This is a genomic window from Mycobacterium sp. 236(2023) (assembly GCF_029623955.1).
Taxonomy (GTDB): Bacteria; Actinomycetota; Actinomycetes; order Mycobacteriales; family Mycobacteriaceae; genus Mycobacterium.
Map to the genome: position 1 here is coordinate 66,675 of NZ_JARSBP010000004.1, position 12,449 is coordinate 79,123.

The 12,449-nt window shown below is 67.1% G+C and carries 12 protein-coding genes and 1 other RNA gene; 8 read left to right on the top strand and 5 right to left on the bottom strand.

From position 1 onward, the window contains the following. Positions 1-39: 39 nt before the first annotated feature. Complete coding sequence (locus P9A17_RS17410) at positions 40-948, top strand: NAD(P)/FAD-dependent oxidoreductase (RefSeq protein ID WP_278039953.1); 909 nt, start codon at positions 40-42, stop codon at positions 946-948. Next, positions 945-1,562 carry a class I SAM-dependent methyltransferase gene (locus P9A17_RS17415; RefSeq protein ID WP_278039954.1) on the top strand — a complete coding sequence of 206 codons (618 nt, stop codon included), beginning with the start codon at positions 945-947 and terminating at the stop codon, positions 1,560-1,562. Before P9A17_RS17410 ends, P9A17_RS17415 begins: the two co-directional genes overlap by 4 nt. 2 nt (positions 1,563-1,564) lie before the next feature. On the opposite strand, the gene P9A17_RS17420 is transcribed toward P9A17_RS17415, so the two are convergent. Further along, the gene (locus P9A17_RS17420; protein ID WP_278039955.1) at positions 1,565-2,104 is read right to left on the bottom strand and encodes a GNAT family N-acetyltransferase; all 540 of its coding nucleotides are present in this window, start codon (positions 2,102-2,104) and stop codon (positions 1,565-1,567) included. 125 nt (positions 2,105-2,229) lie between these two features. Between P9A17_RS17420 and P9A17_RS17425 the strand changes: the two genes are divergently transcribed. Both P9A17_RS17425 and P9A17_RS17430 read left to right on the top strand, forming a co-directional pair. Then, positions 2,230-3,111: a bifunctional 5,10-methylenetetrahydrofolate dehydrogenase/5,10-methenyltetrahydrofolate cyclohydrolase gene (locus P9A17_RS17425; RefSeq protein ID WP_278039956.1), complete on the top strand. Its 882-nt coding sequence runs from the start codon at positions 2,230-2,232 to the stop codon at positions 3,109-3,111. Next, positions 3,087-4,370, top strand: a complete 1,284-nt coding sequence (locus P9A17_RS17430; RefSeq protein WP_278039958.1) for an HNH endonuclease signature motif containing protein — start codon at positions 3,087-3,089, stop codon at positions 4,368-4,370. Before P9A17_RS17425 ends, P9A17_RS17430 begins: the two co-directional genes overlap by 25 nt. A 9-nt stretch (positions 4,371-4,379) precedes the next feature. On the opposite strand, the gene P9A17_RS17435 is transcribed toward P9A17_RS17430, so the two are convergent. Next, positions 4,380-4,814: a VOC family protein gene (locus tag P9A17_RS17435; RefSeq protein WP_278039959.1), complete on the bottom strand. Its 435-nt coding sequence runs from the start codon at positions 4,812-4,814 to the stop codon at positions 4,380-4,382. Positions 4,815-4,839: 25 nt separating this feature from the next. Next, positions 4,840-5,256 (bottom strand): helix-turn-helix transcriptional regulator, encoded by a 417-nt coding sequence (locus P9A17_RS17440; protein ID WP_278039960.1) that lies wholly within the window; start codon positions 5,254-5,256, stop codon positions 4,840-4,842. A gap of 78 nt (positions 5,257-5,334) precedes the next feature. Between P9A17_RS17440 and rnpB the strand changes: the two genes are divergently transcribed. Next, positions 5,335-5,737, top strand: an RNA gene (rnpB, locus tag P9A17_RS17445) — RNase P RNA component class A. 9 nt (positions 5,738-5,746) lie between these two features. Here rnpB and P9A17_RS17450 read toward each other — a convergent pair. After that, complete coding sequence (locus tag P9A17_RS17450; protein ID WP_278039961.1) at positions 5,747-7,279, bottom strand: CYTH and CHAD domain-containing protein; 1,533 nt, start codon at positions 7,277-7,279, stop codon at positions 5,747-5,749. A gap of 162 nt (positions 7,280-7,441) precedes the next feature. Between P9A17_RS17450 and P9A17_RS17455 the strand changes: the two genes are divergently transcribed. Further along, complete coding sequence (locus tag P9A17_RS17455; RefSeq protein ID WP_278039962.1) at positions 7,442-9,223, top strand: fatty acyl-AMP ligase; 1,782 nt, start codon at positions 7,442-7,444, stop codon at positions 9,221-9,223. A gap of 25 nt (positions 9,224-9,248) precedes the next feature. Then, positions 9,249-10,028 carry an enoyl-CoA hydratase-related protein gene (locus P9A17_RS17460; protein ID WP_278039963.1) on the top strand — a complete coding sequence of 260 codons (780 nt, stop codon included), beginning with the start codon at positions 9,249-9,251 and terminating at the stop codon, positions 10,026-10,028. On the opposite strand, the gene panB is transcribed toward P9A17_RS17460, so the two are convergent. Continuing rightward, positions 10,025-10,867, bottom strand: coding sequence for a 3-methyl-2-oxobutanoate hydroxymethyltransferase (gene panB, locus P9A17_RS17465; protein ID WP_278039964.1), 843 nt, complete (start codon positions 10,865-10,867; stop codon positions 10,025-10,027). The two genes, P9A17_RS17460 and panB, sit on opposite strands and share 4 nt — an antisense overlap. A gap of 159 nt (positions 10,868-11,026) precedes the next feature. On the opposite strand from panB, the gene P9A17_RS17470 reads away from it, so the two are divergent. After that, on the top strand, positions 11,027-12,430 hold the full coding sequence (locus P9A17_RS17470) for a wax ester/triacylglycerol synthase family O-acyltransferase (RefSeq protein WP_278039965.1): 1,404 nt from the start codon (positions 11,027-11,029) through the stop codon (positions 12,428-12,430). Positions 12,431-12,449 lie beyond the last annotated feature (19 nt).

Below are 12,449 nucleotides of genomic sequence, written 5' to 3' on the forward strand. Positions count from 1 at the left end.
CAGCTTGGCAGAATGCGCTGAGCCGGGCAAGGTCGTGTCATGGACAAGATGTGGGATTGCGTGATTGTCGGCGGTGGGGCCGCCGGGTTGAGTGCCGCGTTGGTGCTGGGACGGGCTCGGCGCCGCGTCCTGGTGGTCGATGCAGGCGCACCGAGCAACCTTGCCGCGCACGGCATCGGCGGACTCCTCGGATTCGATGGCGTGCCGCCCGCCCGGCTCTATGCACGGGGCCGCCAGGAGTTGACCGCCTATCCGAGCGTCGAGGTGCGTGACGGTGAAGTGGTGACCGCGGCGGCCGGTGACGGCGGCTTCTCGGTGGAACTGTCCGACGGGAAGGCGGTACAGACACGCCGGATCCTGCTGGCCATAGGGATGCGGTACGAATCGCCCGAAGTGCCCGGATTGGCTGAGCTGTGGGGCAATTCGGTCTTCCACTGCCCGTTCTGTCACGGCTGGGAGGTCCGCGACAAGCCGTTGGCGGTGCTGGCCGACGGTGACCGCGGCGTGCACATGGCGACAATGCTGCGCGGCTGGAGCGACGACGTCGCGCTGCTGACCGCGTCGCTGTCCGAAGAGCAGCGCGCTCATCTCAAGGACGCCGGAGTGACGGTCGACGAGCGGGCGGTCGTTGGGCTGTCGTCGGACGATGGGGCGTTGGCGGCGGTGGAGTTCGCCGACGGGACGAGTTTGGCCCGCGGTGGCCTGCTGGTCGCGACCACGCTGCATCAGCGGTCCGCGCTGGCCGCCAAGCTGGGCGTGAACCTCGCTGCGGCAGGGCCGATTTCGGCCGAAATGATCGAGGTCGACGCGATGTACCGGACTTCGGTTCCCGGGGTGTTCGCGGCGGGTGATGTGTGTGCGCAGATGCCGCAGGTTGCGGCGTCGATCGCGGCCGGTTCGGCCGCGGCGGCATCGGTGGTGGCAAGTTTTCTGGAGGAGAAGAGATGACATCCGAGGTCAAACAGCACTGGGAAGACCGGTATGGCGAGCGGGACCGGATCTGGAGTGGACGGGTGAACCGGTGGCTGGCCGAGGTCGCCGAGCCGTTGGCACCCGGCCGCGCACTGGATCTGGGCTGCGGTGAGGGAGGTGACTCGCTGTGGCTTGCCGAGCAGGGGTGGCAGGTCACCGGCGTCGACATTTCGGACACCGCATTGGGGCGCGCTCGCGACGAGGCGGGCAAGCGCGGGCTCGCGGATCGGGTGACGCTGCTGCAGATCGATCTGTCGGAAGCGTTCCCCGACGGCACGTTCGACCTCGTGTCGGCGCAGTTCCTGCAATCGCTGGTGCACCTCGATCGGGAGCGCATCTTCGCGGCGGCGGCGTCGGCGGTGGCACCGGGCGGGCTCCTCGTGGTTGTCGATCACGGTGCGGCACCGCCGTGGGCCAAACACATCCACGATCACGTGTTCCCCGGAGTCGACGAGGTGCTGGCGACGATAGACCTCGGAGATGGGGAGTGGGAGCAGGTTCGCGTCGCTGCCGTCGAGCGCGAGGCCATGGGCCCGGACGGGGAGACCGGCGTGCTGCTGGACAACCTGATCGTGCTGCGGCGGTTGTAGAGCTACCAGAGGTCGCCTGGCCGCCAATCGCAGATCAGCGGAGTCTCGGTGTCGAGCGGTACGGCCGCGTTCGCGGGCAGGAGATAGATGAGGTCGACCGGGTCGTAGGTGTCGACCGTGCCGGACGAGGCGTCGGCACGGGTCGGACCGTCCCAGAGGACCCACCCACGCGCGACGTAGAAACCCTCGGCGGCCTTCACCGCGTTGAGGGCGCCGAGGTCATGGCGGACCCGGATCACGGATTCGGCATGATCCATCACGAGTCGGCCGAGGCCCCGCCCCTGCTGGTCGGCGCGTACGGCGACGGCTTCGACGTACCCCGTTCGGAACACGTTGTCGTTGTGCCGCAGCATCCGCGTCACCACCGAAGCGTGAGCGAGCATCTCGTTTCCGTCGCTGATCACCACGTGGACGCCGTCGACGCCGTGAAGCCAGTCGTGTGATCGAAAGCCGGAACCGAATGCCCTGCGCACCAAGGCTTCGCCGATCGTCAGGTCGGATTCGCTGAGCTCGCCGGGTTCGACGACGGACACCTCGAGCATGGCTCCACCCTGACATGACCGGTAGCATTCGGGATGGCGACTGGCGCAGGTGGGACACCACCGGGAAGCGACGCACGGGACGCATCGACCGCCTGGGTGCTCCTCACCTTGTGAGGAGCACTGCCATGGCCGCAACGATCATCGACGGCACGCATGTCGCCGGCGCCATACTCGCCGCCACTCGCGCGCGAGCGGCGGCGTTCGAAGTCGAATCCGGACAAAAGCCATGTCTGGCAACAGTTCTGGTTGGTGACGATCCGGCCTCGCACACGTACGTGCGAATGAAGGTGAACCGGTGCCGTACCCATGGCCTCGACTCGCGACGGTGCGACCTTCCCTCGTCGGTGACCACCGACGAGGTTGTTTCGTTGGTGCGTAGCCTGTCCACCGACGCCGGGGTGGACGGCATCCTGGTTCAGCATCCGATGCCGGTGCAGGTCGACGAGCGTGCCGTTTTCGAGGCCATCGACCCTGCGAAGGATGTCGACGGGGTGACGATGGCGTCGTTCGCATCGATGGCCCTGGGAGGAATCGGCTTTCACCCGTGCACGCCGGCCGGGATCATGCATCTCCTCGGGGCCTACGCTGTCGACCCCGCCGGATTGCACGCCGTGGTGGTGGGGCGCAGCCCGATCCTGGGCAAGCCGGTGGGGATGCTGCTGCTTGCTCGCGACGCGACCGTCACCTATTGCCATTCGAAGACGGTCGATGTGGCGCGGGTCGTCGCGTCTGCGGATCTCGTGGTGGCCGCCGTGGGGAGCCCCGAGCGGATACGAGGCGAGTGGATCAAACCGGGGGCCGTGGTCATCGACGCCGGCTACAACGCAGGCAACATCGGGGACGTGGAGTACGCCGCCGCGGCCGAACGAGCCGGGCTGATCACGCCGGTGCCCGGGGGAGTCGGCCCAACGACGATCGCGGTTCTGCTGGAGCAGACCGTCAGGGCAGCGACTTGTCGGGGGCTGGGTGTAGCGTCAGGTGTGTGGTCGAACATTTGTTCGAAGTAGATCCGGAGGCGTCCGAGAAGGAACTCCGGGTCCTCGTCGAGCACCTCGAGGAGCTGAAGTCGAAAGCTGCGGCCGCGCAGGCTCGAGCGACCGCGTTGTGGGCGGCCAAGCGTGCCGCGGCCGAGCAGGCTGCCGGGCTGGCCGCGAAGAGACGGGGGAAAGGGCTGGCGTCGGAGATTGCGTTGGCTCGCCATGACGCGCCGGTCAAGGGCAACCAGCATCTCGGGTTCGCCAACGCGCTGGTCTACGAGATGCCGTACACGCTGGCGGCGTTGGAGGCCGGGGTGCTCTCGGAGTGCCGGGCCACGCTGATCGTGCGCGAGTCGGCTTGTTTGTCGCGGCAGGACCGCCAGCAGTTGGACACCGAACTCTGTGCGGACCCGGCCAGGTTGGTGGGGTGGGGTGACCGACGGGTCGCCGCCGAGGCCGCCAAGATCACCGCACGTTTGGATGCCGCGGCGGTGGTGGAACGCAACACCAAGGCGGTCAAAGACCGTCATGTCACCACTCGGCCTGCCCCCAACGGCATGGTGTACGTGACGTTCCTGATGCCGCTGGCTCAGGGCATCGGCATGTACGCCGCACTCAAACGCGGAGCCGACATGAACGGCGATGGCCGCTCGCAAGGCCAGTTCATGTGCGACACCGCCTATGAGCGGGTGACGGGCCGCAGCGCGACCGTACCGGTGGATGTGAGCCTGAACCTGGTGATGGCCGATACGACGCTGGCCGGTGATGACACCGAGCCGGCCTGGTTGGACGGCTACGGCCCGATCCCGGCCGGGTTCGCCTGCCAGCTCACCGGTGATGCGGTCGCCGACAAGGACGCCAAAGCGACGCTGCGCCGGCTCTACCGTCATCCCCGCAGCGGGCAGTTGGTGGCGATGGAGTCGCGGTCGCGGACCTTCCCGACAGGACTGGCCACGTTGATCAGGGTGCGGGACCGCACCTGCCGCACCCCCTACTGCAACGCCCCGATCCGCCACCTCGACCACGCCACCCCCGACCGCGGCGGCGGAAAGACCAGCGCGGTCAACGGACTCGGCGTCTGCGAGGCGTGCAATTACGCCAAAGAAGCACCCGGCTGGCGGGTGAGCACGAGTATGCGCGACGGCGCCCACCACGCCGAGTTCCTCACCCCGACCGGGGCCAGATACCACTCCCTGGCCCCGCCACTGCCCGGGGTGCCGGTACGCCAAAAGATCAGCCTCGTCGAAGGCCAACTCAGCATCGACCTCGTCACCTTCGAAGCCGCCTGAGTCGAGGAATTATGCGCCCGCAGGGATCTCGGCGAGCTGGGTGAGTCGCACGCTGTTGCCCGATGGGTCGCGGAATCCGCAGTCGATGCCGTAGGGCATCTCATGGGGTTCCTCGGTGAACTCGACGCCTCGCGCCTTGAGCTGCTCGTAGCTGGCTTGGCAGTCCTCGGTGGTGAGGAAGACGGTGCCGGCGAAACCCTTCGCGGTGAGATCGAGGACCTGCTTCTTGGTGGCCTCGTCCATAACGGGCTCGCCCGGCACCGCCATCAGGACGATGGAGACGTCGTCCTGGCCGGGAGGCCCGACGGTCAGCCAGCGGAAGATGCCGTCGACGTCGGGAAGCGAAACATCTTGGCGCACTTCCATACCGACCTTCTCGGTCCAGTACTTGCAGGCGACGTCCTGGTCGTGAACCCACAGATGGGCGCTTGCGATCTTGATCATGCCGACGACGCTACGGCCGTGACGGTCAGCCCGTCTTCTCCGCGTGTGCTGTCTTGCGGGTGTCGCGGGCCAGGATGCAGCTGGGGATACGGGCATACACCGCCGCGGGCGGCATCGATGCGCGGTAGGCGGCCGGCGGCATGCCGTACGTGCGGGCGAATGTGGTGGTGAACGAGCCAACGCTCTGCAGACCGACCATCACACAGATGTCGGCGACCGATCTGTCGGTGTGGCGCAACAGCGATGCGGCGCGCTCAAGCCTGCGGGTCTGCAGATATGCGCGCGGCGACTCACCGAAGGTTCGGGTGAACATCCGGCTGAAGTGGGCCCGCGACAACCCCGCAGCCGCCGCGAGATCGTCGACCGTGATCGCCTCGGAATACCGCGCATCGACGAAGTCCTTGGCACGCATCAGGTAGCGCGCGGGAGGGGCTTGCGCCATGGGCTCAGTATGGCCTGCGCAGACGCGCGGCGTTCATTACCTCAATCGGCATCCGAACCATTACCGTGTTAGGGCGGATGAGCTGGCCGGGCGGCCGCGGCACCCAGTGTCGAGGAAAGTCCGGACTTCACAGAGCAGGGTGATTGCTAACGGCAATCCGAGGCGACTCGCGGGAAAGTGCCACAGAAAACAGACCGCCACCACGGAGTCTTCGGGCGAAGAGGTGGTAAGGGTGAAAAGGTGCGGTAAGAGCGCACCAGCATTCCGGGTGACCGGAGTGGCTAGGCAAACCCCACCCGAAGCAAGGCCAAGAAGGTCGCGACCTGGTCGCGGCTGCGCGAGCGTTCGAGGGCTGCTCGCCCGAGCTTGCGGGTAGGCCGCTTGAGGCACCCGGCGACGGTGTGTCCAGATGGATGGTCGCCGCCTTGCCGCCGGATACGGCGGCAAGGAACAGAATCCGGCTTACAGGCCAGCTCATCCGCCCCCGGCGTCAGGACTTGACGGACTTGTCCAGCGCTTTGAGCGCGTCCTCGATCTGCTCCTCGCAGCGCGCGGCGAGGTCGTCCTCCAGCTGGTACAGCAGCCCGTAGGTGAACGTGTCCTCACCCGCAGTGTGCGCGACCTCGGCCTGACGGCTCAGGTGCGTGCGGCTGACCACACTGTCCTGGTGATCGCCGAGCAGTGTCTGGATGACTTTCGCGCGGTCGGCCACTTTCGAATCACCGGTGGCGGCCGCCGTGTAGCGAAGAGCCTTGGCGCGCTTGCGGATCCGATGCAGGGCTTCGTTCGATTCGTCGGAATCGAGCTCCGGATCCTTCGCGGCGGCCCGCGCGGCTTTGGCGGCCTTGCGGACACGCTTGTACGCGGAGTCGATCGTCAGCTCGGCAGGCTCCTCGCCGGCGGCCGCCGCGGGGGGGGCGGTGGCGACCAGCGCTTCGAGTGCATCGAGCAGACGGAAGTAGCGCGGCGTGCGCATCGCCGTCAGCGATCGCCGCCATCCTGTCTGGTAGCGCCTCTTGGCGCCTTCGACAAGGCGTTCCCGCACAGGTCCACGCACGTTCGATTCGGGCAGCCCGTCGAGCGCGCGCTCGTAGCGCTCTGCCAGCACCTCGGCGTCACGAGCCACGCCCAGAACCCCGGCGAGCTCGCGCAACTCGTCCAGGATCCACTCGTGGTCGCCGATGTCGAACGAGCCTTCCGACGATTGCAGCAGGCTGCGGATCTTGCGTGTCGTCACCCGCATCTGGTGCACCGAATCCCAGACATCGGACCGCACCGCGCGGTCCCACTCGATGAGTTCGGCGATGTTCTTCGCGACGGCGCGGCGGGCCGGATCGGTTGAAGCCGGAACGGGCTCGACGGCGCCCTCTTCGGAATCGTCCTCGGACTCCGGTTTGCTCGACGCGAGAACTCTCGCCAGCTTCGACCCGTGCCCGGCAGGCGCCGCACCGGCGTCCAGCAAACGATTGGTCAGCCGGTCGAAGGTCGCGGCGTCGGCGCCGGGCCGCAGCTCGAGTTCCCACTCCCGCCAATACAGCTCGTTACCTCCGATGGCGCTCGCCGTCACATGGTCGTCGCAGAACTCGGCCAGCGCCGAACCGTCCGGCGCGTACAGCAGTTCGACGATCCTCGTCGTGTCGATCCGTGCCACCGGGGCGACGGGGCGGTCACGGACGATGGCCAGCACGACGTCGCGCAGGCTCTCCGGCACCTCGGGCTGTTCCCGGGATTCGTCATCGGAGAGCGGCGCGTGCACCTCGGTGCGGGTATCGGCGCCCGCCGGCAACTTCAGATGCCATCCCGCATCGGTGCCGCCGGTGCGCCTGCGCAGCGTGATCTTGTTGCGCGCGAGGTCTCGGTCGGGCGTGTCGAAGTACACAGCTGACAGAGATTGTGATGGTGACCGCTCGACCCGGGCGACAGTGGAGAGTCCGTCGAAGGACGGAGAGACAGTCGACTCGACCACCTCAAACTTGCGCTCGGTCTCCGTGTAGCTGGAGGTTTCGGGCGATTTAGGGGCCATGGTCACCTTTGTTTTCGGCGTGGTTCGGGGACCATAGCCTGCCACACAGAGATGAATCGGCCTGCCCGTCGGCTGCGCCGGCATTCAGCGCCTCGCCGGCGAAAAACGACTCGCGACCGCGTGGTTGCATGAATTTCTGCGATGTTCTCTTACAATTCTCTTATGAGTCTAGGGATGGGGCTCGACGACTATCTCGACCGCGAAGGCGCCATAGCGATTCCGGCCGGCATCACGCTGACCTCATTCCTGGATCGCAATGCCGCCGAGCAGGGCGACGCACCGGCATACCGGTATCTGGATTTCGACCGTGATCGCACGGTCGAGCTCACGTGGACCCAGCTGTGGACGAGGTTGAAGGCCGTCGGCGCCCGGTTGCAGCAGGTCACCCAACCAGGTGATCGCGTCGCAGTGCTCGCGCCGCAGGGCGTCGAATATGTCGTGGGATTCTTCGCCGCCATCCAGGCCGGCGCGATCGCGGTCCCGCTGTTCGCCCCCGAACTGCCGGGCCACGCCGAGCGGCTCGAGGCGGTGCTGTCCGACGCGCAGCCGACGGTGGTGCTGACGACCACATCGGCCGCCGAATCTGTCCGAACCTTCCTCAAAGAACTGCCGCGCGAGCGGCGCCCGCGCGTGCTCGCCGTGGACGCCGTCCCCGACTCGGTGGGCGCGGACTTCGAACCCGCGCCGTTGGACACCGACGACGTCGCCTACCTGCAGTACACCTCGGGATCGACACGCGCCCCCGCCGGCGTCGAGATCACCCACCGCTCGGCGTGTACCAACATCCTGCAGATGATCCTGTCCGTCGGACTGGATCCGGAGATCCGCAGCGTCAGCTGGCTGCCGTTGTTCCACGACATGGGCCTGCTGATGATCATGTTCCCGGCGATCGCCGGTCGGCACATCACCCTGATGTCACCCGTGGCCTTCGTGCGCCGTCCCTACCGGTGGATTCGTGAACTCGGCGCCTCGGACAGCCCGACGTTCGCGGCGGCGCCGAACTTCGCCTTCGCGCTGGCCGCCCAGCGCGGCTTGCCGCCCGCCGACGAAACGCTCGACCTCAGCAACGTCGCCGGGCTCATCAACGGCTCGGAGCCGGTGAACATCGCCTCGGTGGAAGCCTTCAACGCCGCGTTCGCCCCGTACGGACTGGCACCCAACGTCATCAAGCCGTCCTACGGCATGGCCGAAGCCACGCTCTTCGTCTCGACCACCGACCGCGAGGCCGAGGCCGCGGCGGTCTACCTCGACCGCAAGCAGCTGACTGCCGGGCACGCCGTCCCCGTCGACGCAGACCATCCCGACGCGACCGTGCAGGTGTCCTGCGGCACCGTGGCGCGCAGCCAATGGGCCATCATCGTCGATTCGGCAAGCGAGTCGGAACAGCCGGACGGCCGGGTGGGAGAGATCTGGCTGCACGGCGACAACATCGGCCGTGGCTACTGGGGCCGGCCCGACGAGACCGAGTTGACGTTCCACAACAAGCTGCAGTCCCGTCTGCTGCACGGCAGCCACGCCGAGGGTTCCGACGAGGGCGCATTCTGGTTGCGCACCGGCGACCTCGGTGTGTACCTCGACGGGCAGCTCTACATCACCGGCCGGATCAAAGACCTCATCATCGTGGACGGCCGCAACCACTATCCGCAGGACGTCGAGGCGACCGCGGCCGAGGCGTCGCCCTCGGTGCGGGCCGGATTCGTCGCCGCATTCTCGGTACCCGGAAACGGGCGCGAAGAGGTGGTCATCGTCGCCGAGCGCGCGCCCGGTTCCGGCCGCGCCGACGCCACGCCCATCCAGGAAGCCATCCGCGCCGAAGTGTCGCGGCGCCACGCGATTCCCGTCAAAGAGGTCAAACTCGTTGCGGCGGGCAAGATTCCGCGTACAAGTAGCGGCAAGCTGGCGCGCCGCGCGTGCCGGACGGGCTATCTCGAAGCAACTCTCTGAACCGGCGGGCGTTACAGTCCGGGGTGTGACTGACTACCAGACCATCACGCTCGATCAGACCGGTGCCGTCGCCCGGATCACCCTGAACCGGCCCGACGCCGCAAACGGCATGAACGGCACGATGACTCGGGAACTGGCCGACGCGGCCGCCCGCTGCGATACCCCGACCACCAAGGTCGTCGTCATCACCGGGTCCGGACGGTTCTTCTGCGCGGGCGGCGACCTCAAGGATTTCGCCGCCGCACCCAGCCGTAGCCGGCACATCAAAGGCGTCGCCGACGATCTGCACCGCGCCATCTCGACGTTCGCGCGGATGGACGCCGTTACCATCACCGCCGTGAACGGCACCGCGGCAGGCGCCGGCTTCTCGCTCGCCGTCACCGGCGACCTGGTGCTCGCCGCCGCGTCCGCGTCTTTCACGATGGCCTACACCCGCGTGGGGCTCAGCCCGGACGGCAGTGCGTCCTACTACCTGCCGCGGCTCGTCGGCATCGCCAAGACGAAGGAGTTGATGCTGACCAACCGCGCCCTGTCGGCCGACGAAGCGTCGCAGTGGGGACTGGTCACCGAGGTCGTCGCCGACGACGAACTCGCCGCGCGCACCGATCAGCTCGCCGCGACGATGGCCAAGACGTCCGCCGGATCGAACGGTGGCATCAAGGCGCTGCTGCTCGACACGTTCTCCAACGGCCTCGAACAACAGATGGAACTCGAAGGCCGGCTCATCGCCCAGCGAGCCGAATCTGCCGACGGCCGTGAGGGAGTCGACGCGTTCCTCGCCAAACGCAAGCCGGAATTCCTCTAGAAGGAGTGCTCCTCGGCGGGGAAGGTGCCCGTCGCGACTTCCTGCGCGTAGTCGGTCGCGGCACGGCGCAGTTCATCCCCGACGGCACCGAACCGCTTGACGAACTTCGCGGTCCTGCCGTTGGTCATGCCTGCCATATCCTGCCAAACCAGAACCTGCGCATCGCAGTTCGGTCCCGCGCCGATACCGACGGTCGGGATCGTCAGCTTGCCGGTGATCTGCGTGGCGAGCTCGGCCGGAACCATCTCCATCACGACGGCGAAGGCCCCCGCTTCCTGGACGGCGATCGCGTCGTGGATGGTCTGCTCGGCGGCGTCGCCGCGGCCCTGCACGCGGAAACCGCCGAGGCCGTTGACGCTCTGCGGGGTGAAGCCGATGTGGGCCATGACCGGGATGCCGGCCGCACTGACCGCCGCGATCTGATCGGCGACGCGCTCACCGCCTTCGAGTTTCACCGCGTGCGCGCCCGTCTCCTTGAGCATGCGCGTGGCCGTGGCCAACGCCTGCTGCGGACCGGCCTCGTAGCTGCCGAACGGGAGGTCGGCGACGACGAGTGCGTGCGGCGCGCCGCGGACGACGCCGCGAACCAGTGGGATCAGCTCGTCGATGGTCACGGGAACCGTCGTGTCGTAGCCGTAGACGACATTGGCGGCCGAATCGCCGACCAGCAGCACCGGGATCTGCGCCTCGTCGAACACCGCGGCGGTCGAATAGTCGTAGGCGGTCAACATGGCCCACTTGTGGCCTTCGGACTTCCACTTGTGAAGGTGGTGGGTGCGCACTTTCTGGCGCGGCTTGGAGGTCTCGACGACAGCACCATAAACGGACTGCTCAGACATCATTGTCCCCTCATCGGGTTTGGTCGTTGTGAATCCTCGAGGCCGAAATCGGTCCCCGGGTTCGCTGACACAACAAGTGTGCCACCACGTCACCAGAAGTTGAACAGCGCGTTAAGTGGATTTCCTCACACCCGATTCTTCCGGGCATACGATCGGCGCATGCAACGGCTCAGCGGTCTCGATGCCAGCTTCCTCTACCTCGAAACCGCTGCTCAGCCGCTACACGTCTGCTCGATCCTCGAGCTGGACACGTCCACCATGCCCGGCGGCTACACGTTCGACGCGCTGCGCGAACAACTGTCGCTGCGCATCAGGGCGATGCCCGAATTCAGAGAGCGGATCGCCGACACACCGTTCAACCTGGATCACCCGGTGTGGGTGGAGGACAACGACTTTGACGTCGATCGCCACCTGCACCGCATCGGTCTGCCGTCGCCTGGCGGCCGCAACGAGCTCGCCGAGATCTGCGGGCACATCGCGGCGCTGCCACTGGACCGGAGCCGCCCGTTGTGGGAGATGTGGGTGATCGAGAACGTCGGGGGCGCCCCCGGCGAAGACGCAGACGGCGACGGCGGACGCATCGCGGTGATGACCAAGGTGCACCACGCCGCCGTCGACGGCGTCACCGGCGCGAACCTGATGTCGAAGCTCTGCACCACGGAGCCGGACGCGCCGCCGCCCGACCCGGTTGACGGGCCGGGCGGGGGAAGCGATCTGGAGATCGCGGTCAGCGGTGCCGTCCGGTTCGCCACCAGGCCGCTCAAGCTGGTCAACGTCGTGCCCAGCACGCTCACGACGGTGATCGACACCGTCAAACGCGCCCGTAGCGGCCAGGCGATGAAGCCGCCGTTCATGGCTCCCAAGACACCGTTCAACGCCAACGTCACCACCCACCGCAACGTCGCGTTCGCCCACCTCGACCTCGACGACGTCAAGTCCGTGAAGAACTACTTCGGCGTCAAGGTCAACGACGTGGTGATGGCACTGGTGTCCGGGGTATTGCGCTCCTTCCTCCTCGAACGGGGTCAGCTACCGGAGAACTCGCTGGTGGCGATGGTTCCGGTCTCGGTGCACGAGAAATCTGATCGCCCTGGGCGCAACCAGGTTTCAGGCATGTTCTCGACGCTGGAGACGAGCATCGAAGATCCAGCCAAGCGACTCCGAGCCATTGCAGACGCCAATGTCGTTGCCAAGCAGCACAGTTCGGCGATCTCGGCGACCCTGCTGCAGGATTGGACGCAGTTCGCCGCGCCCGCGGTGTTCGGCGTGGCGATGCGCGTCTACGCGAACAGCAGGCTCAGCGGAGCCCGGCCCGTCCACAACCTCGTCATCTCCAACGTTCCCGGACCGCAGGGACAGCTGTACATGTTGGGCTGCGAGGTCAAGGCCATGTACCCCCTCGGGCCGATCTTCCACGGGTCCGGTCTGAACATGACCGTGATGTCGCTGTCGGGCAACCTCGACGTCGGCATCGTGTCCTGCCCTGAACTCGTACCCGACCTGTGGGACATGGCCGACGGCTTCGACATCGCGCTGCAGGAGTTGCTCGCCGCGACGCGCTGAGCGTCCGGCCGCTAGCCAC